Origin of the sequence: Chryseobacterium sp. FH1 (assembly GCF_000735135.1) — a bacterium.
Classification (GTDB): domain Bacteria; phylum Bacteroidota; class Bacteroidia; order Flavobacteriales; family Weeksellaceae; genus Epilithonimonas.
In genome coordinates this window covers 1,638,905-1,661,950 of the sequence record NZ_JPLZ01000006.1, presented here as the reverse complement: position 1 = coordinate 1,661,950, position 23,046 = coordinate 1,638,905, and the positions used below count along the sequence as shown (strand labels likewise).

Annotated in this window: 21 protein-coding genes; 12 read left to right on the top strand and 9 right to left on the bottom strand. The window is 35.3% G+C overall.

The annotated features are described in order from the left end of the window. Nucleotide 1: 1 nt before the first annotated feature. The 6 genes from IO90_RS14500 (at nt 2) to IO90_RS14475 (ending at nt 6,567) form a co-directional block, all read left to right on the top strand. On the top strand, nt 2-529 hold the full coding sequence (locus tag IO90_RS14500) for a hypothetical protein (RefSeq protein ID WP_034968033.1): 528 nt from the start codon (nt 2-4) through the stop codon (nt 527-529). Nucleotides 530-738: 209 nt separating this feature from the next. Then, entirely contained in the window at nt 739-1,095 is a 357-nt protein-coding gene (locus IO90_RS14495) for a DUF2116 family Zn-ribbon domain-containing protein (RefSeq protein ID WP_034969305.1), read from the top strand. 48 nt (nt 1,096-1,143) lie between these two features. Further along, nucleotides 1,144-2,229: an MBL fold metallo-hydrolase gene (locus IO90_RS14490; protein WP_034968029.1), complete on the top strand. Its 1,086-nt coding sequence runs from the start codon at nt 1,144-1,146 to the stop codon at nt 2,227-2,229. Nucleotides 2,230-2,277: 48 nt separating this feature from the next. Then, nucleotides 2,278-5,739, top strand: coding sequence for a T9SS type B sorting domain-containing protein (locus IO90_RS14485; RefSeq protein ID WP_034968026.1), 3,462 nt, complete (start codon nt 2,278-2,280; stop codon nt 5,737-5,739). 12 nt (nt 5,740-5,751) lie between these two features. Beyond that, complete coding sequence (locus tag IO90_RS14480; RefSeq protein WP_034968024.1) at nt 5,752-6,090, top strand: hypothetical protein; 339 nt, start codon at nt 5,752-5,754, stop codon at nt 6,088-6,090. Nucleotides 6,091-6,114: 24 nt separating this feature from the next. Continuing rightward, the gene (locus IO90_RS14475; protein ID WP_034968021.1) at nt 6,115-6,567 is read left to right on the top strand and encodes a hypothetical protein; all 453 of its coding nucleotides are present in this window, start codon (nt 6,115-6,117) and stop codon (nt 6,565-6,567) included. A 64-nt stretch (nt 6,568-6,631) separates the two neighbouring features. Here IO90_RS14475 and IO90_RS14470 read toward each other — a convergent pair whose 3' ends face one another. From IO90_RS14470 to gldD, 4 genes are all read right to left on the bottom strand, one after another. Beyond that, entirely contained in the window at nt 6,632-8,011 is a 1,380-nt protein-coding gene (locus IO90_RS14470) for a peptidylprolyl isomerase (protein ID WP_034968019.1), read from the bottom strand. Between the two features lie 65 nt (nt 8,012-8,076). After that, nucleotides 8,077-9,912 carry a hypothetical protein gene (locus tag IO90_RS14465; protein WP_034968016.1) on the bottom strand — a complete coding sequence of 612 codons (1,836 nt, stop codon included), beginning with the start codon at nt 9,910-9,912 and terminating at the stop codon, nt 8,077-8,079. 57 nt (nt 9,913-9,969) lie between these two features. Further along, nucleotides 9,970-10,890, bottom strand: coding sequence for a PfkB family carbohydrate kinase (locus IO90_RS14460; protein WP_034968013.1), 921 nt, complete (start codon nt 10,888-10,890; stop codon nt 9,970-9,972). 115 nt (nt 10,891-11,005) lie between these two features. Beyond that, nucleotides 11,006-11,563 carry a gliding motility lipoprotein GldD gene (gene gldD / locus IO90_RS14455; protein ID WP_034968011.1) on the bottom strand — a complete coding sequence of 186 codons (558 nt, stop codon included), beginning with the start codon at nt 11,561-11,563 and terminating at the stop codon, nt 11,006-11,008. Nucleotides 11,564-12,074: 511 nt separating this feature from the next. On the opposite strand from gldD, the gene IO90_RS14450 reads away from it, so the two are divergent. The 3 genes from IO90_RS14450 to IO90_RS14440 all read left to right on the top strand — a co-directional run bounded on the left by IO90_RS14450 (nt 12,075) and on the right by IO90_RS14440 (nt 14,749). After that, nucleotides 12,075-12,941 (top strand): RNA polymerase sigma factor RpoD/SigA, encoded by an 867-nt coding sequence (locus tag IO90_RS14450; protein WP_027383822.1) that lies wholly within the window; start codon nt 12,075-12,077, stop codon nt 12,939-12,941. A gap of 105 nt (nt 12,942-13,046) precedes the next feature. Further along, a complete protein-coding gene (locus tag IO90_RS14445) occupies nt 13,047-13,640 on the top strand; it encodes a hypothetical protein (RefSeq protein WP_034968005.1) in 594 nt (197 codons plus the stop codon). Beyond that, nucleotides 13,640-14,749, top strand: a complete 1,110-nt coding sequence (locus IO90_RS14440) for an FAD-dependent monooxygenase (protein WP_034968002.1) — start codon at nt 13,640-13,642, stop codon at nt 14,747-14,749. Before IO90_RS14445 ends, IO90_RS14440 begins: the two co-directional genes overlap by 1 nt. Before the next feature lie 98 nt (nt 14,750-14,847). On the opposite strand, the gene IO90_RS14435 is transcribed toward IO90_RS14440, so the two are convergent. The 4 genes from IO90_RS14435 to IO90_RS14420 all read right to left on the bottom strand — a co-directional run bounded on the left by IO90_RS14435 (nt 14,848) and on the right by IO90_RS14420 (nt 17,801). Further along, entirely contained in the window at nt 14,848-15,390 is a 543-nt protein-coding gene (locus tag IO90_RS14435; RefSeq protein ID WP_034967999.1) for a coiled-coil domain-containing protein, read from the bottom strand. A 10-nt stretch (nt 15,391-15,400) separates the two neighbouring features. Further along, entirely contained in the window at nt 15,401-15,997 is a 597-nt protein-coding gene (locus IO90_RS14430; protein WP_034967996.1) for a hypothetical protein, read from the bottom strand. Nucleotides 15,998-16,090: 93 nt separating this feature from the next. After that, nucleotides 16,091-16,519: a hypothetical protein gene (locus IO90_RS14425; protein ID WP_131450899.1), complete on the bottom strand. Its 429-nt coding sequence runs from the start codon at nt 16,517-16,519 to the stop codon at nt 16,091-16,093. Between the two features lie 109 nt (nt 16,520-16,628). Beyond that, nucleotides 16,629-17,801, bottom strand: coding sequence for a hypothetical protein (locus IO90_RS14420; RefSeq protein WP_034967991.1), 1,173 nt, complete (start codon nt 17,799-17,801; stop codon nt 16,629-16,631). A gap of 241 nt (nt 17,802-18,042) precedes the next feature. On the opposite strand from IO90_RS14420, the gene tyrS reads away from it, so the two are divergent. Next, nucleotides 18,043-19,338, top strand: coding sequence for a tyrosine--tRNA ligase (gene tyrS / locus IO90_RS14415; protein ID WP_034967988.1), 1,296 nt, complete (start codon nt 18,043-18,045; stop codon nt 19,336-19,338). Nucleotides 19,339-19,387: 49 nt separating this feature from the next. Continuing rightward, nucleotides 19,388-20,026, top strand: a complete 639-nt coding sequence (locus tag IO90_RS14410) for an alpha/beta hydrolase (RefSeq protein WP_034967986.1) — start codon at nt 19,388-19,390, stop codon at nt 20,024-20,026. 178 nt (nt 20,027-20,204) lie between these two features. Here the strand turns inward: IO90_RS14410 and IO90_RS14405 are convergent, their stop codons facing one another. Continuing rightward, entirely contained in the window at nt 20,205-21,500 is a 1,296-nt protein-coding gene (locus IO90_RS14405) for an aminopeptidase P family protein (protein WP_034967983.1), read from the bottom strand. 259 nt (nt 21,501-21,759) lie between these two features. On the opposite strand from IO90_RS14405, the gene IO90_RS14400 reads away from it, so the two are divergent. Beyond that, nucleotides 21,760-22,890, top strand: a complete 1,131-nt coding sequence (locus tag IO90_RS14400) for an alpha/beta hydrolase (RefSeq protein WP_034967981.1) — start codon at nt 21,760-21,762, stop codon at nt 22,888-22,890. The last annotated feature ends 156 nt before the right edge of the window (nt 22,891-23,046 follow it).

Below are 23,046 nucleotides of genomic sequence, written 5' to 3'. Positions count from 1 at the left end.
TATGAAATTGACTTTAATCTTAATGACAATCGGAATTTTCGTTTGTGGACAAACTCAAACGGACAACAAAATCCGTGAGAAAATTGAAGGAAATTTTCTTGGAAATGGAAAAAAGATTATTGCAACTGCAGTTAAAACTAAAGAGGCAAAAGGAAATCCAATCGAGGACGGAACGCCTGCGGTATATGAAATTCGGTTTTCTGATAAGAAATTAAAACCGATAAAAGTTGGCTGTTGCGAAATAATCCTCATTAACGAAGGCGACCTAAACCAGGATGGAAGCGATGAAATCTCCATCTACCAAGCGCCAACAAATGGTTGCACCTACGCGATGGAAACTTATTCTAACATCAATGGACATTGGAAAACAATCGTCGATAGATTTTTGATTCCGACCGGTTGTGAAGTAATTAGCAAGGATGATTTGCAGAAAAGAATATTTCGTGAGAAAAACCAAATTTTTTATTTGGAGAAAGATATGAGGGAGGGAAATGGAAAATTGATTAAGAAAAAAGTTGAACGGAAATAATTTTGAAACTTAAAGCCTGCATTTTATAAACCACATAGACACATAGGTTTTGTATGTTTTAAGATGAAATAGTAGTATGTTTAGTTCTATTTTATCTTCCAAAGTAAATATCACGTTTTTCTATGTGTCTACGTGGTTTTGCTAATTTTCATCACACACTCTTAATGATTTTCATTATTTTAAAAAAAATAATTTATAAAAACACACCAATGGAAACCCAAACCTGCCCAGAATGTGGCGACAAGATCATCGGTAGATCCGACAAGAAATTCTGCTCCGATGCGTGCCGAAATTCCTTCAACAACAAGCAAAATAAAAACTCGACCAACTATATGCGGAATGTGAACAACAGACTCCGCAAAAACTACCGAATCCTCGCCGAATACAATACCGAAGGCAAAACGAAAATCACAAAACTGAAGTTGCAAAGCGCCGATTTCGATTTTGATTATGTGACGCAAATTGTGACTTACAAAAATGGTTCGCAATATTTTTTCGTTTATGATCAAGGTTATAAAATCTTGGACAGCGAGTGGATTTTGATTGTCAAAAAAACGATTGATTAATTATTTTAAAGTAAATCAATTTTCAAACCGTCTCATTCAGAAAAAATTATGTACAAATATCTCGCTGTTGTTGGTCTGTTAGCTGTGATCATTTTGATATTCAATCATCCGATTTTCGGCGGATCCATCAAAGGAAAGCGGTTGGAAAGAATTAAAAAATCTCCCAATTACAAAGATGGAACTTTCCAGAATCTAAGCATCACGCCGTCTCTTGCAGAAGGTTTTACGATGCGCCAAGTTTTGTGGGAATTCTTCACAGATAAAACGCCCAATAAAATTCCATTAAACAAATTCCGAACTATGAAAACGGATTTGAAAAGTCAGCCAATTACCGAAAATTTTATGGTTTGGATGGGACATTCTTCCTATTATTTTCAGATTGATGGGAAACGATTTTTGGTAGATCCAGTTTTCAGTGGCAACGCATCACCAATTCCAGGAACCACGAAAGCCTTTGCTGGTACCGATCTTTATACGCCAGACGATTTTCCTGAAATCGATTTTTTGATTATTTCGCACGATCATTACGATCATTTGGATTACAAAACCGTGAAAGATTTGCAACCAAAAGTCAATCAGGTGATTTGTGGCTTGGGCGTTGGTGCGCATTTCGAAAGATGGGATTATGCTGAAAATCAAATTACTGAATTGGATTGGTATGAAGATGTTTCTTTTGGTGGATTTAAAATTACCTCTACTCCAGCACGCCATTTTTCGGGACGACTTTTCAAGAGAAACACGACGCTTTGGAGTTCTTTCGTTTTGCAAACGCCGAGTCAGAAAATCTTCATCGGTGGCGACAGCGGTTATGATTTTCATTTTAAACAAATAGGAGAAAAATTTGGACCGTTTGATTGGGCAATTCTTGAAAATGGACAGTACAACGCTAAATGGAAATACATACACACTTTGCCGGAGGAATTTTCGAAAGTTGTGGAAGATCTGAACGTCAAAAATGTTTTGCCAGTACACTCGGGAAAATTTTCTCTTGCTCAGCACGCTTGGGACGAACCGTTGCAAAAAATCACTGAAAATTGCAAAGGCAAAAACTTTCGAACTTGCACGCCAATGATTGGCGAAAAAATGAGTCTGAATAATGAAAATCAGAAATTTACAGAATGGTGGAAACCTTAAAATTTTGTTAAAATAAACATTATCTTTGTGGGAAATTATTAACCACAGATGAAGAAATTTTATTCTTTAGTTTTATTCTTAGTCTTCACATTTTTTTTCGCTCAGAAAAAGAATCAAGATTTTTCATTTTATGAAAACAAAGGTCAAATCGTAGATCAGGATGGAAAATCAAATCCTGATGTCAAATATCTTCTGAATTCACCCGGATTGAATGTTCAAATCAAGAAAAATGGTTTCTCTTATGATGTTTATGAAACTGAAAGAAAAGATTTAAAAAAACAAAAAAGTGTTCCGTCTGAGCCTGTTGGTAAAATGGAGGTATCAGATTTATCCATTAAGTATAAATATCACAGAGTTAATATTGACTTTTTGGATTCTAATGAGAATATTCAAATAAAGGCTGAAGGGAAATCTGAAGATTACGAAAACTATTATAATCTTCAACACAAGAAAGAAGGCGTAAGCTTTGTACATCGTTACAGAAAAATTACTTATAAAAACCTTTACCATAATATAGATTTGGTTTTCTTCAAGCCAGATGATTCTACAAAACCTGTGGAATATAATTTCCTAGTTCATCCTGGCGGAAAGATTTCCGACATCAAAATGAAATTCAAAGGTGCGAAAACCAAATTGAAAGATGGCAAACTTTCTATGAATCTAAGATTTGGTGAAATGCAAGAAAACATCCCCAATTCTTGGATCGAAAATGACAGAAAGCAAAGCATCGACGTAAATTATAAAGACCTTGGAAACCAAACTTTTGGTTTTGATTCTTCTATTAATAATTCTGATAGAACAATTGTGATAGATCCAGTTCCTACGAGGATTTGGGGAAGTTATTATGGAGGAAGTGGGGATGAGACTACTGCTAGCATGATGGCAGATGATCAGAATAATTTATATGCAACAGGTTCTACTAATAGTGTCAATAATATTGCTACATCCGGAAGTTATCAAGTAACATTGAATGGAAATACTGATGGTTTTATATTTGCGATTGATGATGATGGAAATAGACTTTGGAGTAGTTATTATGGAAGTACTTATACAGATAATTTTGGTAAGTCCGTCGTATTTAATAATAAAATATATATCATTGGCTATAGTGCCGTTTCTGCGGGAACACAGACTTATCCCAATGCTAATTTTAGTTACACTCCTTTTCAAGGCATACTGGTTTCTTTTAACTTTAATGGAACTTTCGTTGATGAGAAAAAATTTACAAGTACCTACAATTATACAGGTATTTCGACATTAACAGTTGATGATAAAAATAATTGTCTTTATCTGATAGGACAGACTCATCCAACTGGTTTTGTTGCTCAAAACCAAATTGGATCTTACTCTCCTGGTTATATTGACTTAGCAACTTTTATTATTAAACTCAAAACAGATAATTCTACAGAGTGGACAAAGTTAATCAATAGAGAATACGTCGTAAATTCTAGTTATGTAAGTCCTGATGACAAATTATGTCTAATAGGTTGGGCTTTTTCTAATTTGTATTTGACAATCACACCAGATGCGGTTCAAAAGACTAAAAATTATAATTATGTAGGTTATTATGGAGAGTTTGATTCTAAGGGGACTCAATTATATGGAACATACCTAGGTGGATTTGCAAGTAGTGAAGAAGTTTCCTTTGCTAGAAGAATTGGCAATACTATAATTTATAGTGGTTTCAATGCTAGTTTACCTCCTTATGGGAAATTCATAAGAAAAGTTGACACAACTACAGGACAACTAATTTTTTCAAAATATTATGCTAACATTAGTAGCTTAAGTGATACTGCATCTTATATAGATGAAAAAGGCAATACCTACTTATGGGGACATGCAGACACTCGCGGATTTTTTCCCACACCTAATGCATATAATAGTTCTTATGGTAATATATATCTAATGAAAGTGGATTCTGAGAGTAACACTGTTTGGGCAACTTATTATGGCGGTTACGACTATCCACATATGTATAAAGGAAAAAATGGTTCTGTATATTTTTCAGGAAGAGCAAACTCTTCAAGCTTTGATATTGCAACAAGCGGTGCTTTTCAAAACTACTTTGCAGGAGGCTATGCAGACGGATTTTTAGCAAAATTTCATGATTGTACAGAAAACCAAATTCTCTCATCCGAAATGAAGGTCTGTTTGGGATCAGAATTAAAACTTTCTGTAATATCTGGCACATCATATAACTGGACTGGCCCAAATGGCTTTAGCTCTACAATACAAAATCCGTCCATCCCAAAAATCTCTTTATCAGATGCAGGCATCTATAGTTGTACTGTAACAGGCACAGGAGCATGCGACGGGACATTTACTATTGATGTAAAAATCGAAGACAAACCTGCTCCTACAGGAAATCCTGTACAAAGTATTTGTTCAGCAAAAAATCCCACATTGAAAGATATTGAAGTTATTGGAGCTGATATTAAATGGTATGACAATCTTGGAAACAATTTACCAATCACTACAACACTTGAAGATGGGAAAACCTATTATGCATCTCAAACTATTGATAATTGTGAAAGCAGTAATAGATTAGCAGTCCAAGTAAATATTCTAATTAATAATCTTTCCGCAAACGACTTCTCAGATAGTTTTTGTAATGATACAACGGCAGATTTTAAAACAATCAATATTGACGATTACAAAAAAGAACTCATCTCCAATCCACAAGATTACGCTTTTGAAATTAGAAATAGCAAAGGTGAATTGGAAACAGGAGATACGAATCTAAATGTTGGACCTAACATTTTCGATGTTAAGATCATTTCCTCTCTCGGCTGTTTTCAGTATGTGAAATTGAATTTGACTTTAGACGAAAAACCAAAAGCCAACCTTCCGGCCGAGGAAGAGTTTTGTGATAATGTCGGGACACCTTTGAAAGTTGATTTTGTAAGTGGATACAGTTACCAATGGAATACGGGCGAAACCTCAAACAGCATCATTGCTGACATAGAACAAACTTACACAGTTACAGTTACGACGCCGGCCGGATGTGTGAATACCGCAAGCACAATTGTCAAAAAAGCGAAGTTGGCGGAGATTCAGAATATTGTGATTACGAATAATTCGGTGATGATCGTGATGTCTGTGGCTGGAGAATATCTTTATTCTTTAGATAAAAACGACTGGAAAACATCAAATAAATTTGAAAATTTAGAAAATGGAACTTACACTGTTTTCGTGAAAACAAAATTGGGTTGCGATCTTGGTTCGAAATCTTTTACGATATTTTCTCTCAGCAATATCTTCTCTCCAAACGGAGATGGAATCAATGATACCTGGAAAATTTCTGGAATAGAAAATTATCCAAATTCTGAAATCAAAATATTTGACAGACAAGGAAAAATGGTCTTGAACCAAGTTACCAAAGGAGAAACTTTCGAATGGAACGGTGAATCAAATGGTCGCAAGTTGCCGACAGACAGTTATTGGTATCAAATCAAAATATCGGATGGAAGGATCTTGGAAGGCTACGTGGTCATCAAACACAGAAATTAAACAAAGGAAATTATGCAAGAACTAAACGACCTAGAATTATCCTTATTAGAAGGTTTAACCGCAAAATACCCACAACTGCAATCTCACATTCTCTTTCTAAAAGTATCGGAAAGAAAAGCAACTGGAGAAGGTTTGGATGTAACTCTTGAATACGTTGTTTTTAACAATGAATTTGATGACACCAACGCTTTGTTCAGCAACGGCGAAAATATTGAAATCAAAGGTTTGAAGGAAGGTTTGAGCTATGTCATCGATGTGACGATGGGACAAATCACTTCCATCGAGTTCTCAACCTACAAAGAAAAGTGGGATGGAAAATTGACGGATTTTAAGATTCTGAAAGCAGAATAACGCTTTAATCAAATTATTAAAACCATGAAAAAATTACCGATTCTTTTGATGATGATTTGTAGTAATTTATTTTACAGTCAAATAGATTTAAAAAAAATTGACAACGAAGATATTAATCAAGATAAAGTTCAACTGTCTGAAAAGTTTATTAAATCCTATCTTACAAAATGTTCAAGTCAAGATTACTCCGATTTTGTAGATTTTAATCTCTCAAAAGGTCACAAAAATTTTGTGGGCCAAAAACTAAAAGAGATTTGTCTTGGTGATGAGTATAGATATGGAAAAATTGAGCTTATAGATTTAAATTCCGTTTACAAAACTAACGATTCTTTCTTTGGACGTACAGGACTTTATATTTTCAATGCAAAAACCGAAAAGGATAAAACCATAAAATATCTTAGTGTCTGGATTTCAAAAAATGACTTAATCGAAGGAATGGTGATTACCTCATACAAACCATTTAAAAAGAAAAATTAAGATAAAAACAAAAAAGGATGAGCAAAACACTCATCCTTTTTTAATTATATAAACCTTTTACAGTTTATTTAGTTGTAGTTACCACATTCCCTTTTAGCCAGTTGCTGTGGAATTTGCAGTCCTTGTATTTGTCGTCTAGTGAGATAAAGATTGATGGGATCTTTGCATTAACCCACTTCTCCACGATTTCGTTTTTCTTCTTGTTGAGCGCCATTTCCTTTACTCTTTCATAATCTGTAGCGAGTTCCAATTGATGCGCATCAATGATTTCATTCACTTGGATGATGCTAATTAGTTTTCTCTTCTGCTGATCTTCCTGCTGGAAAGGCTCTGTGATGTCGCCTTTTTTAAGACCTGCAATTTGGTAAGAAATGGTTGGATCCAATCCTAGTTTTTCCAATTTGTCAGAACCATCTTGGTTATTCGTCATGATCCCAGCAGAGAATTTGTTGCTCTTGTCATCAGAATATTTGTAAGCCGCATCTTTGAAAGTTATTTTGTTTTCCAAGATCAAAGTTCTGATACTGTCCAACTCTTTTTTCGCTGCAGTGATTTCGCTGGCGTTTGGTGTACTTTTGATCAAGATATGTCTTGCGTCGTACTTTTTCCCGTTTCTTTTGATCAATTGAATCAAGTGATAACCGTATTCAGATTCTATCGGATCAGACATTTCATTTTCCTGAAGATTAAGTGCTGCTGCTTCAAATGGTTTTACCATCTGTCCAACGTTGATATTTTTGTAAAGTCCGCCCAATGCTGCAGAACCTTCGTCTTCAGAATAGATTCTGGCTTGGCTTTCAAAGCTTTCGCCTTTTTTGATGTCTTCTTTTATTTTATTGAGTTTATCAATAATTTCTTTTTTGTGAGAAGCAGAAATTTTTGGAAAAACACTGATTTTTGATAACGCAACTTCATCTTTCACATTCGGCAATTGAAATTTGAATTGATTGTAAAAATCAGTCACTTCGTTTGGCGTTACGTCAGCTTTCTCTGTGATTCTACCGTATTTCGCTTGTCCGTAATAGTTATCGGCATCAATTTTTTCAATTGCTGTTTTCATTTCATAAGACGTACGGAATTTATAAGCAACAAGCATTGCTTTCTCATCGGGAAACTGTCCAAGGATTTGGCTGTATTTGTTACCAGCCATTTCTTTGATTGCCGCGCTTCTGTTTTCAATCAGCGTATCTTTCTTTGCTTCGTAGATCAATAGTTTATTGTTCAAGATGCTTTCCATAAAATCGCATCTATCGCCTACATTGGTGCCTTGCTGTTTTGCATAATTGGCTTGATCCTCAATGTCAGATTCCAGAACGATCTCATCACCAATTACGGCTGCAATCCCATCTATAAGCTGACCTTTTTTTATCTGTGCAGAAAGATTCATGTTGCATAGTAACAGAACTACTGACAGTAAAAAAAGATATTTTTTGTATTTCGACATTATTTTTATTTGTTAAGCTGCAAAATTAGTATTATCCACCTATTCCGCTACATTATTAATTATAATTATTTCTTAAAATTTTTATTCAGTTCCGCCATAAAAGCTGGCTGAATTTCGATCTTGGTTTTTGCACGTTGATCTGCAATTGTTTTTTGCAACAATTTTTCTGTAACACCGTCCGTCATATCTTCTGTAGATTCTGCCTGTGTCATTTGCTGTTCTGGTAAAAGTTCGTCGACAGCTACAACTACATCGCGTTCAGAAATTTTGGTTGTGAAAATTCCTTTTTTGAAAGGCACATTGTTTTTCTTGAAAATATCTGCAGATTCCTGGATTTTCCCTTCTTCGAAATGCACCAAAACCTGGTTTTTAGCATTCACCTGGTTTTTGTATTTTGCTTTCAGCGCTTCCCATTTCTTTGGATCTTTGATTTCTTTTTCAATTTCCTTCAGTAATTTTGGATCAGAAATTACTGCAGCTCTGGATTCTGCTCTTTTTTCCCAAACAAATTTGGATTTGTTTTCATTATAGTAATCTGTGAAAAGTTGTGGATTATTTTTAACCTCATTTTTCAGATATTCCGAGAAGATATATTCTGAGAAAAGATTTTTCTTAAGCTCATCCACTTCTGGTTTTACAGTTGGAAGGTTCTCAAAATTTCTGGCATAGACACCCATCACGTATTGCTGAGCCTGATAATTCACAAGATCTGGCCACTGATTGGTTGGTAATTGTTCCAAGTTTTTGTATTGCGCATCAATCGCTTTTTTCAAATCTTCGTAAGTCACTTTGTTTTTCCCATAAGAGAAAAGTAAAGCTTTTGGATTTTTAGGATTGAGATAGTTTTGATAAGATTTTTTGATCTCTGCAAAATCTGCCGTTTCGGTATACTTATCCTGAGTTTTCAACCAATCAACAAATCTGGATGTCAATTCTTCACCATAACTCGTAGCTATCATTTCCTTCTGGTAAAACTTTCGGTTAGCCTCTGTAAGCGTGTAAGGCTCAATATTATAAATATTAAAAATAAAATATTTATCCCCAAACAGAATTGGTTGTTTTGTGTAGAAATCTTTCGCCTGACCTTTGAATGCGGCGTAAACTTCGTCTGGCAAAATTGGAGAACCCATCACTGCACCTCCCGAACTTTTCTCTTCCTCAGTCGCTCCAAATTCGCTTACAACTGCCTGAAACTTTTTACCAGATTCCAATTCTTTGTAAATCTTAGTTTTTGTAGCTTCATAATTAGCATCATTAGGAATAGACAAAACTCCGAAAATAATATAACCCAAACTTGGTCTTGTTCCAACAACTTTTGCAAAGCCAACCATATTTGGTTTGTCTATAAAAGTGGTATAGGAATTCACCGGCAAATCTTTCACTTGTTGATAGATCTTGTAATCCAACATGCCTGGTTTTACGTAGAAAGGCTTAGAAGATTCTGGCGTCGAATTTTTTGCAAGGAAATCTTCCATTGTCATTTTCCCTGCTTTTACATCATTGTATAGTGCTTTGTAATCTGTCTTATCATCAGCTTTCTTCTCTTTGATGAAAAGCAAAACCTGTGTTTCTGTCTTATTAGCACTCACGAAATCCTGTATCAAAGGTTCTGAAACAGATTTTGGGTAGAATTTATCTTCTCTCAATTCAGACATTTTCTGATTGATAGAATTGGCGAAATAATTCAGCGTGTCTGCTTTTTTCTCCTTTGCTAGTTGTTGTAAAAGTAAAAATTCTATAGTCGCATTCACAGACTTCTCAGGACCGGAATTTTCCAGTCCATATTTGTTATCTCGGATGTAATCCTTTGCAGAAATACTGTCTTTACCGACAATCAGGTATTGAGAAAATGCCATTTGTGAGGCAAACGCTAAAACAATAGGGAAAATATTTTTTTTCATTTTTAATATTAATAATTACAACTCTACTTGGAGTCATAAATTGGAATAAAGTTAAATTTAGATCACAGATTCGAAAGTCGTAAGCTCTTTGAATTGGTTGATTCTCTCGCTCAATTCTTCTTTTGTCACGCTTTCAATTCTTTCTGTCCCGAATTTTTCAACGGTGAAAGAAGCCATTGCACTTCCAACGATGATCGCAGTTTTCATACTTTCAAAACTGAAATCACCTTTCTTCGTCAAGTAAGATGCAAAACCGCCAGCGAAAGTGTCTCCAGCGCCGGTTGGATCAAAAACTTCTTCCAAAGGCAAAGCAGGAATCGCAAAGATCTTTCCGTCGTGAAAAAGCAGAGCGCCATGTTCTCCTTTTTTGATGATTACATATTTAGGTCCCAAAGTGTGGATCTTCTTAGCGGCTTTCACCAAAGAATATTCTCCGGAGAGTTGTCTTGCTTCCTCGTCATTGATGGTAATAACGTCAGTTTTTGCAATTACTTTCATCAGGTTGTCCCATGCGATGTCCATCCAGAAATTCATTGTATCTAGAATGACTAATTTTGGTTGTGTTTTCATTTTTTCTAAAACAGAAAGCTGAACAACTGGATCAAGATTTCCTAGTAAAAGAACTTCTGCTTCCGAAGAATGCTCAGGAACTTTCGGGTCAAAATCTGCCAAAACATTAAGTTCTGTCACCAAAGTATCTCTTGAATTTAGATCGTTGTGGTATTTCCCGCTCCAGAAAAAAGTTTTCCCTTCTTTCACCATTTCTACACCATCTACATTGATGTTTTTTGAAGTCATCATATCAAGATATTCCTGTGGAAAATCGCCTCCGATCACGGAAACCAAACTTACGTCTGTATCCAAAGAAGCTGCTGCAAGTCCAATATAAGTGGCTGCACCACCAAGAATTTTATCTGTTTTTCCAAAAGGTGTTTCGATGGCATCAAATGCTACAGTTCCTACTGCTAATAATTTCATAATTTAAGTTTTTTTTTGTCCGATGTCCGATGATGGATGTCGGAAGTATTTTTTGTTATGTTATTTTTTTGTTTCGAATTGAAAGTCTTCTGACCCCTGACTTCCAGCTTCGAACTTACTTTTTCCATTGAAATGAATCAATTAAGTGCAAAAGGTCTTTTTTGATATAATCTACAGCCGGAGCCAAAGAATCGGGACGCGGACGGGAATTGAAATACAAATTTCCGGTTACAAAATGTCTCGTGCTATCTGTCACATAAAACTGAATGTTAGAAGCGGATTGTCCTTTTAGTTCATAGAAATTTCCGTAAACATTTTTCTCTGGATAGGCGAATGATTTGGTGTCAATTGCACTCGCTTTGATTGTATGTTCATAGACCATCTTCTCCACTTCTTTCACGTGAAGATCGAAATCATTTTTGATTGGGAAATAAGTGATGAAGACATTGGCTTTCATTCCAGGGTAAGAAAGGTTGTACCAGCAAGCTTGTTTTGCATCTTTGACTTTTGCAAAATCTGAATAGTCAAATGAGTAATCGCACGGTGCAGAAAAGTTCAGATATTTAGGGGCTGGATATTCCAAACGCAGATCTCCTTTCGGTTTTGGAACCGGTTCTTTGCCACAGGAGAAAAGTGATAAGCCTATGAAAACTCTGATCAGATTTTTAAACATTCGGCAAAAATAACAATTAGAATTGATACAAAGAATTTTGAATACTTAATTTTTGTTAAGAATAATTGATTTACAGAGAAATACTTTAGATACTGATTGGAAAGTTGATGATTTTCTCGAATAATTGGTAAATTTTGCGGATTGTTTTAATAATAAAGTCTTCGACTCCGCTCAGACTGACAATTATGAAGTCTTCGAGAACCTCAGACCGACAAAGATATTTTATATTAGAAATGTCACACTGAGCGGAGTCGAAGTGTTTTTAATAAGAATAACAAAACCGTCAAATCTTTGTAGAAAAGTTCTGATAATGAAGAATCTGCAACCCGACTTGAATGGATCCCGATGTAAAATCGGGAGGGAGTGGAAGGAAGAAAAGTTGCCCAAATATTACTAATTTATTTTAAAATGCGTTAAAATTGAAGATTAATCTGATGAAAATAAAATATTTGTAACCTTTTTCGGTTTCTGATCGTATAATATAATGCAACCTAAAGAATGAGGTTTTTATATGAGACAATTAAAAATTACAAAACAGGTTACCAACAGGGAAACCGCATCACTAGACAAGTATCTGCAAGAAATCGGAAAAGTGGAATTGATCACGGCCGATGAAGAGGTAGATTTAGCACAGAGAATCCGCGCTGGCGACAGAGCTGCGTTGGAAAAATTGATCAAAGCTAACTTACGTTTCGTGGTTTCCGTTTCCAAGCAGTATCAGAATCAAGGACTTTCTCTTCCCGATCTGATCAACGAGGGAAATCTTGGTCTAATGAAAGCGGCGAAAAGATATGATGAGACGAGAGGTTTCAAATTTATCTCCTACGCTGTTTGGTGGATTCGTCAGTCGATTTTGCAGGCTTTGGCCGAGCAGTCGAGAATTGTGAGATTGCCATTGAACAAAATTGGTTCTATCAACAAGATCAACAAAGCTTATGCTCACCTGGAGCAAGAGAACGAAAGACCACCTTCTCCGGAAGAGTTGGCGGAAGTTCTGGATATGAGCGAGGAAGATATCAAGGAATCTATGAAAAACAGTGGTCGTCACCTATCGATGGATGCACCGCTTGTGGAAGGTGAAGATTCTAACCTTTATGACGTTTTGCGTTCGGGAGAATCGCCTAGTCCAGATAAGGATCTGATGTTGGAATCTCTACAGATCGAGATTGAAAGAGCGCTTCAGACTTTGACGCCGAGAGAAGCTGACTTGGTAAGATTGTATTTCGGATTGAACGGAAAACATCCAATGACGCTTGAAGAAATCGGTGAAACTTTTGACCTTACGAGAGAAAGAGTTCGTCAGATCAAAGAAAAAGCGATCAAAAGATTGAAACACAACACAAGAAGTAAGATCTTGAAATCTTACCTTGGAAAATAAAAATTCCTTTTTCGGAATGAAATTGAAGCAAGACTTTTTGGTCTTGCTTTTTTTGTTTTAATAATGATGGAATAAAATTAACTTTGTCTAAAATCAAAAACCATTATGAAAAGAATATTCTTATTGCTTGCTTTTTCTCTCCTAATTATTTCTTGTACTGAAAGCAAAACCAATCCTCCAATTGTAGAAAATGCCGTTGACAATGTGGAATCATCCCCAATGAGTTCGTTAAAACAAGGTCGATACAGTGAAAATATGGTTCATCAGATTTATAATGAATTGATGAAAAATGATAAAAACCTTAAAATGTTGGATGAGAAAATCATTGATATTAATGATAAAACTCAAAAAACAATTTCAAGATATGAGGATGTGATTAATAAATCAGCTATCTATTATAACGATGCAGAGCATTTGACCAGAGCAATTACAGATTCGATAACAAAAGAACAAGTGAAAGCGAATATAAAGACTAGTGCTGAAAAATACGAGTTAAAGACCAAAAACATTACGAATTTGATTCAACGAATTAATGAAAATCAATCTAAAATCAAGGACCAATATATTGTTTTTAGAATCAAGAAAACAATTCCTGAAATTGAAAAATACCAGCAAGCTCACCCTTTGAAGACCGACAGTTTGACTCAATTCATCAACAAACAAAATCAATTGTTGGCAGAATTAAAAAACTTTAAATAATGAAAATCTCAATCATCGGTGGCGGAATTGGCGGTTTGACTTTGGGAAATGTTCTGAAGCAACACAACATCGATTTCAAAATCTATGAAAGTGCGCCGGAAATAAAACCCGTCGGAGCTGGAATCGCAATGGCAGGAAATGCAATGCAGATCTTTGACAAACTCGGTTTGAAAGAGAAAATCGAAAATGCAGGAACGAAAATGCACTCTTTAATTATTACTGATGAAAAGCTCAAAACCATTTCAAAAACCGACGTTCTGAAGATTGAAAGCAAATACATGGTTTTCAATATCGCGATTCACCGAGCGGAACTTCAAAAAGTTTTGAGTGAGAATATTTCAGAAAATATCATTCTTAACAAACGTCTTTCTACAATTGAGAAGAAGGAAAATTACCATTTGACTTTTGAAGATAAGACTGAAATCGAAAGTGAGATCGTCTTTGGAGCTGATGGTGTGAAATCGTTGGTTCGAAATCAAATTCTTAAATCTGGACAGATCCGACAGGCGAAACAAAAATGCTGGCGCGGAATCCTGACGACCGAAATCCCAGAAAAATACAGTCACGACGCCTACGAAATGTGGGGAAAAGGAAAACGTTTCGGCTTTGTGAAGATCAAGGAAAATACGCTGTATTGGTATGCTTTGGTGAATGAGAAATTCTATTCTGATGATATTGATCTAATGGAAACCTTCAAGGAATTTCACCCTGATGTGTTGCAAATGATCTCTAAAACTTCGAAAGAAAATATCATTCTTAATGACATCATCGACCTAAAACCAATGGAAAAATGGTCTTCAGAAAATCTTTGTTTGATTGGAGATTCTGCGCACGCCACAACGCCAAATATGGGACAAGGCGGTTGCCAAGCGGTTGAAGATGCTTATATCATTGGTAAACTTTTAGAAACTGAAAAAGACTGGAATAAAGTCTTTCATCAATTCGAAAAAATCAGAAGATCAAAAGTGAATCACATTGTGAAAACCAGTTGGATGCTTGGCAAAGTGGCGCAGTGGGAGAATTTTACTGGACTTCGGAATTTCGTTTTTAGAAATATGCCGGAAAGTGTGAATCAGAAGCAGATGGAAAAGATTCTGAAATTGGAATAGTTTTTTTTATTGGTCTTCCCGTCGTCTGGCTCAGAATAAACTGCACTTCAGACCGACAAATTTATGATGTTCTTCGAGAACCTCAGACTGACAACTAACTACTCTTCTTTCTTTAGATTTTCAATCAAACCTTCAAGTTCTTTTATTTTGTCTTTCAGGTTTTTGATATCGTTTTTATTGTTGGAAACTTTGCTCTTCAGCATTACCGTTCTGGCGCGTTCGCTGTGATCTTCTTCGTCATCGTCCTCGTTGATTTCCTCTACATCTTCCTGAATCTCGTCAATATCCTCTTGAATTTCTTCTACATCTTCCTGGATTTCCTCGATGTCTTCCTGGATCTCATCAATATCTTCTTGGATTTCATTTACATCTTCCTTCAAATCCTCGATATGTTCGGTACTCTTATTGACAGACATTTGAATGAAAATCGCCAAATAAATCGCCTCCAACGAAACAACTGTTGTTAGAACCAACAGCATATGTTCAAATTCTACAATATTGAAAATCGGTAATGCAAAACAGACGATAAAGAAAATCGTATGAAAAACCAATGACTGAATAGATCCTACCCACCAGATGATTCCATTGGCGATTTTCTCTAAAATGGTCAGTTTTTCTTGAGTTTCTTCTGTGATTTTCATTGACTTTTTATTAGACTAATTGATTGTTGTTCAGAATATTTCTACTAATGATGTAAATTAAAATGAAGTAGATAATAATTAAATAAACCCCAATTTTAATTTGATTCATAGACCTAATGACGTCGCAAAAATAGAATAAAATTGTAGAAGTTATTAATAAACTTAAATTAATTACCGTTAATATCTTGATTGTATTTATTCGATTAAAGAAAGAAACAATCAGCATTATCACTGTAGATACGAAAACTGTCAAATAGCCTAACAACGGGTAAAAGGTTTTGTCAAACAGAGGGTTTGTATCATATTCGGCTTTTCCACACGTATTCAATAATAGTCTATAAAAACTATATGTGAAAGAATCATCAGACTTAGTGATATTTAATTCTATACTCTCGTTTTCTTGTTCCGAACATTTTTTTTCTTCTTGTTCTAAAACAGGTTTTTGAGCTATAATTGTATCGTTACTTTCAGTAAATGTTCCTGTAGAATCCAAAAATGTAGTTTCTATGGTTTCTACTTCATGAGTATTAGAACAAGTTTTTAAAAATGGAAGAAAGAAGAGAGTAAAACTAAAAGCAATCAAAGTTCGTAGTGTAGTTTTTCTCATATTTAAAAGTATCAAGCTATTAAAAATTCAATAGAATACAAAAAAAAAGAATCTCTAAATTAGAAATTCTTTTTTTATTTTATTAAGTAAAAATCAATAGTTCCAAAAAGCCCACTTACTTCCGTTGTAAAAAGCCAGCGTTTTTATTCCACCACCATTTACTATTACCATCATTCCCGGAGAAGGATTGACTATATTATTATGAGAGGAAACAACCGGCAAAACCATTGCTTTTGTGGCAGATTCAAGAACTAATATGCCATCGGTTGCAGAAGTTTCACTTCCGATAACCACTTTTGCGTTTGGTTTTTCTAATGCAATAGGCTGAATGGCTGCAAATGCAGTAACATTTGCAGTCTGTCCGCTACTAAGATCAAACCATGTTGTTCCGTTGTAATATTCTACTTTTGCGGCAGTTCTCACTGTTGCGTCCAAGATCATGCTTCCTGGTGTTGTAATTCTTGTTTTATCTGTAACGCAAGGCAGAATCATACCTCTATTTCCTGTATTAGAAAATTCCATTAAAACAGAAGTTTTATTTGTTGCCGATCCTATTGCATCACCGAAAATAACTTGTGCATTACAATTACTAATTAATAAAATTGACAGTAAGATTAATAATTTTTTCATTTTAAGGACAAGTTTTTTTATTAAAACATCTCCAACCGATGGTTGAATTAACATATATTTTTAAACAATTCTCTGTAGTATCGTAAACCATCATTCCTTCTACAGGATTTGTTATATTAACAAGATTTGCGGTAGAAATACGGGTAGGAACAAAAGGTTTTGTATTAGATTCCAATGCCAATGCACCACCTTTTCTTACCTGTGGCCAATTGTTGTTACTCGCTTCGGTTCCTGCACGTCCCAATGAGCTTATTCCTATCTTAGTATCTAGTGCTGTTCCTGTCAAGGTTGCGTTTTCCAAACAATACATTGTCATAGAATTTGTACTATAAGCTGAAAATGCAACATCACTAAATCCTGATAAAACTTGTACAAATTTTACCGCATTTCGATAGTTAGCTGGGGTAATACCAAAATCGCTTAATTTAAAAGTAAGGACACGAACATCTCGTGGCGTATTAGAAAAACCAGCGTTAAATGGATATGGACAAGCAACTGAGGCCGAATAAAAATTCCATTGTGCCTTTCCTAATGAGGCTGTTGAAGCAAATGCAACAGCTTTTTCATTTCCAACCGTAACACCATTTATGTCTGTAAACTTAAATATATCAGTTAAGGTAGCGTGAGGCTCACCAACTTGGGTAACAATAATATCAGGAATATTATCCGAAATGCAGGATGGATTGATATCGGCCAGAACATTGACAAAAAAAACTAATTCTTGTTTTGGAATATTGAAAACAGCCGAACTAAGATCCAAGCCATTTTTGCCATCTCTTAGATAATAGCCTAATGAAAAACCGCATGAAAGATTTGGTTTAGTTGCTGCAGTCACTAGTGCTCCATTGGCATAAGCTGGCTGACCTACTAAAAAGTCATTCGCAGTAGAAAGTATTGAAAATGAAGTTGGGAACGCTCTGTAGTTTTCATTTACAAAATTAGTAATGCCGTGAGAAGTCAATACATTATTATCTGCACCAGTCGCATAAATTGTAGATCCTATGGTATATGCTACCAAATTATTAGCTTCCCTAGCAAGGGTACCAGAGGCATTGGAAGAAGTCCAATATCCATTATAATCACCATAAATAGCGTCAGGTCTTGTTTGAGCAGTGATACAATTACTAGTAATAGCAAGCACTAGAAATGCACTTACTTTAAAAATCTTATTCATTCAGTAGTATTTAGTAAATTCTATCTCATCATTTTGTGCGATTGCAAATTTAGAAAAAATGAAAACATCCAGTATATTAATTTATTATTAATTAATCATATTTAAATATGCTATATATCATAACAAAAATTAATACATTTATTTGCATTATTTGTTAAAATTTATTATCGTTGAATAATTATTAAAACTAAAATATTTTACCACTTCAAATCCTTATCTTTGCACGAAATTTTTTAAGACTATGAATGCATTTATAGAAGAACTGAAATGGCGCGGACTTTTTTCTGATATGACACCGGGAACGGAGGAACAACTGGACAAAGAATTGACGAAAGCCTATATCGGATTTGATCCCACCGCGGATTCTTTGCATATCGGAAGTCTGATTCAAATTAAAATCTTAGCGCATTTCCAACAACACGGTCATCAGCCAATCGCATTGGTAGGTGGCGCAACGGGAATGATCGGCGACCCTTCTGGAAAATCTGCAGAACGCAATCTTCTAAGTGAGGAAACACTACTCCATTACGTAGATTGTCTCAAAAATCAACTATCTAGATTTTTAGAATTTGATGGCAATGGCGACAACAAGGCAATTCTTGTCAACAATTACGATTGGATGAAGAATTTCACATTCCTTGATTTTGCTAAAAATATCGGAAAGCACATCACGGTGAATTATATGATGGCGAAAGATTCTGTGAAAAAACGTTTCTCCGGAGATTCTGGTGTGGATGGAATGAGCTTTACAGAATTTACTTACCAACTTTTGCAAGGCTACGATTACCTTCACCTTTTCCAAAACGAGGGCGTGAAACTTCAAATGGGCGGATCTGACCAGTGGGGAAATATCACTACCGGAACAGAATTAATCAGAAGAAAAGCGCGTGGTGAAGCATTTGCTTTAACGGTTCCATTGATCACAAAAGCGGACGGTTCCAAATTCGGGAAGTCTGAAAGTGGAGAAAATTATTGGTTAGATGCCAAGAAAACTTCGCCTTACAAATTCTACCAATTCTGGTTGAATGCTACCGACACGGACGCTGAAAGATTCATCAAGTTCTACACATTCCTTCCAAAAGAAGAAATTGAAACGTTGATTGAGGAACACAAAACGGCTCCCCACGAAAGAAAACTTCAAAAGAAATTGGCGGAGGAAGTAACGATTTGGGTTCACGGGAAAGACGAATTTGAAAAAGCCGTAAAAGCTTCAAACATACTTTTTGGACAATCCACAGCGGAAGATCTTGTGAGTTTGGATGAAGAATTGTTCCTTCAGATTTTTGATGGTGTTCCCCAGAAAGAAGTTTCCAAATCAGAAGTAATCGGAACCAATATCATTGATTTGATTTCTGAAAAAACAGGTTTCCTTAAATCTAAAGGTGAAGCGAAAAGAGAATTAGCTGGAAACTCGATTTCCATTAATAAAACCAAAGTTGGCGAAGACTATTCGGTTTCTGAAAATGATTTGATTGATGGGAAATTCTTGCTTATCCAAAAAGGGAAAAAGAATTACTTCATTGTTTCAGTGATTTAAATTAATTAACAAAAGACATTGTATTTTTACAATTGACCAATTAAAAATTATGGAATTACAATATCTCGTAAGAGAACCTCAAAATATCACGCCGGAAACACCAATTCTGTTTCTAATTCATGGATACGGAAGCAATGAAGAAGACCTTTTCAGCTTTGTCCCGACTTTGCCAGAAGATTGGTTGGTCGTAAGTTTCCGAGCACCTTACAATTCCGATAATGGCGGTTACGCTTGGTTTGACATCGATTTCAACAGTGCAGAAAACTTCGTAGATGAAACTCAGGCAGAAGAAGCCGTGAAGCAAGTTTTGGAAAACATCTTAAGCGTTTCCAACCGTTACGGACTTACGAATAACAAAACGCACCTTTGCGGTTTCAGCCAAGGTGGGATCATTGTTTATTCTTTGGCTTTGCAGTATCCAGATCTTTTCTCGAAAATTGCTTGTCTAAGTACCTTCCCAGAAGAAAAACTTTTGAAAAATATGGTGAAGGACAAAAAGAAAATCGAACATTTGAGATTCTTCATCTCACACGGCACAGACGACGGCGCTATCCCGATCGAATGGGCAAAAAAAGGAGCAGAATTATTATATGACTTAAGCGCCTATTTTTCTTTCAGAGAATATATGGCTGGCCACGGCGTCAACCAGAAAAACTATATGGATCTGATGGAGTTTTTCAAGAAATAATATTGGCATTTAATTTGTGTTATCATAGTTTAACACGAATGAATCAAAAATTTATCCAACAAGAAGCCCGTTTATATAAAACATAATCGGGCTTTGTTACAATTGTACTTATCATAAAAAATCCCCAATCCTAAATGGTCGAAATTTAAGATTGGGGATTATATTTTAATGGATTTTCTTAGTTCATCAAATCCTCTATTTCTTCAACAGTGATTGGAATATTGGCCATCATATTAAATGGTTTTCCAACTTCTTGGATCACATAATCATCTTCGATTCGCACGCCAAAACCTTCTGCTGGAATGTAGAATCCTGGTTCGTTTGTAAACACCATATTTTCAACAAAATCATCCGTCAAAATTCCGTAATCGTGCGTGTCCAATCCCATATGGTGAGACGTTCCGTGCATCATAAATTTCTTGTAAGCCGGCCATTTCGGGTCTTCATTTTGTACATCAGCTTTATCTATCAAACCTAATTGAAGCAATTCCGAAGTGTAAACCTCTCCCATTTCTTTGTGGAATCTGTACCAGTTGTTTCCAGCTACCAAGCGATCTTCCGCTTCCTCTTTGCATTTCAAAACAGCGTTGTAAATCTTCTTTTGTCTTTCGGAATATCTGCCGTTCACAGGAATTGTTCTTGTCAAATCGCTGGAGTAATTTCCGTATTCTGCACCAACATCCAAAAGGATTACGTCGCCATCTTTGCATTGCATATTGTTTGCGATGTAATGTAGGACATTCGCATTGTTTCCACTTGCGATGATTGGTGTATAGGCAAAACCTTTGCTTCTGTTTCTTACGAATTCGTGGATCAATTCCGCTTCAATTTCATACTCCCAAACATCTGGTTTGATGAAATTCAGCAATCTTCTAATTCCTTTTTCCGTGATATTACAAGCATTCTGGATCAATGCCAATTCTTCCGGCTCTTTAATGCTTCTCAAACGTTGCAGGATTGGATTGCTTCTTTTATAATTGTGCATCGGGAAATCTGCTTTGATTTTTTTGATAAATCGGTCTTCGCGGATTTCCGTTTCTACAGCACTTCTGTAATGTTCGTTTTTATTCAGGTAAACATTTTCTGCTTCATACATCAAGGTTTTGAAAATTTTATCAAAATCGCTCAACCAGTAAACAGTTTGGATTCCTGAAGTCTCGAAAGCTTGTTTTTTATCTAATTTTTCGCCTTCCCAAACTGCAATATGTTCGTTGGTTTCTCTCAAAAACAAAATCTCGCGGTTCTCTTCCAAATAAGCATCTGGAAAAATCACCAGAATGCTTTCTTCCTGATCCACACCACTCAGATAAAAAATATCGCGGTGTTGCTGAAAAGGCATCGTGGAATCTGCACTGATGGGATAAATATCATTGGAATTGAAAACTGCCAAAGATTTTGGTAATAGTTTTTCGGCAAATTTCTTTCTGTTTTTTACGAATAGTGAACTTGGAATTTGTTCGTATTTTGTTGTCATTTAAAAATAGATATTAGATATTAAGCTTTAGATGTTAGATTAAAAACATTTAAAGCGTTCCAAATTTACAAAACCTAAAAAGATTAAAATAAAAAGCAAGCCTTAAAGTTTTCATAAATTATTTAGAGTAAAATTGTCAAACCGCAAATGACGCAAAAAGACTAGAATTAATCCACTTGAAAAAGCGGCAAAAACTTTTTTCTCTCATATGTAGTTTAAAAAATGAATCAAGATTAAAATAATTTCTAATTTTACTTCTATGAAAAATTTGGCTTTAATCTTCTCATTGTTCTTTATAACAATACAATCGCAAATCACTTTACGGATTACAAAGCTTCCTCAAAACACCGAAGATAAAGCAAAATTATATTTGGCTTCCAATCTTAATGGCTGGAAAGCAGAGGATTCTCAGTTTGAATTTAAGAAAAACTCAGATGGTTTTTACACTTTACTGATTCCAAATCAAGCTCAAAAAATTGAATATAAAATCACGAAAGGAAGTTGGGATTTCTCAGAAACGGATGAAAAAGGAAACGGAATCCAAAACCGAATTTTGGAAAATCCAGAAAAAATTCAAACGGTGGAGTTAGAAATTAAAAATTGGAGTTCGCCAAAAGAAAAGAAACACACAACAACTTCGAATGTCAAAATATTAAGTGAAAAATTCAACATTCCGCAACTTAAAACGACTCGGAAAATCTGGATCTATCTCCCACCCGATTATGAAACTTCGAAGAAAAAATATCCTGTGATCTATATGCACGACGGACAAAATCTCTTCGATGAGTTCACCAGTTTTTCTGGAGAATGGAGCGTTGACGAAACTCTGGATGAACTTTATAAAGAAACTGGAAAATCCGCAATCGTTATCGGAATTGACAACGGCGGTGACAAACGATTGACAGAATATTCACCGTGGAATAATTCAAAATACAAGACAACTGGCGAAGGTGATTTGTATGTAGAATTCTTGGCAAAAACGTTGAAACCTTACATCGACAAAACCTACAGAACCGAGAAACAAGCGTCAAAAACTTTGATCATTGGAAGCTCGATGGGTGGATTGATTTCGCTTTTTGCTTCTGCAAAATATCCGACTGTTTTTGGAAAAGCGGGAATTTTCAGTCCAGCGTTTTGGTTTGCTTCAAAGGATTTGAACAAATATTTGAATGTCAATCAAAACAATCTAAAGAATTCTAAATTCTATTTTGTAGCAGGGAAAAATGAAGATGAAACAGTGGCGCCAGAAATTAAAAATATGGAAAAATTATTGTTAAAGAAATCGGTTCCGGAAAAGAATATCGTGGTGAAAATAGATGAAGATGGATCACATACAGAAGCTTATTGGAAACGTGAGCTGAAGGCGAGTTTGCTTTGGTTTCTGGATTGATGTTTTAACGCAAAGTGGTAAAGATTTTTCTATTTATAGTAAAAGTCACAAAGTTTGTGGGTTTTTCCAACGATACTTTGGATAATTCTAAATTCCAGTAAAATGTTAAAAAATATAAAACCTTACGAGTGGTGACTATCAACACTTCAACTCCAA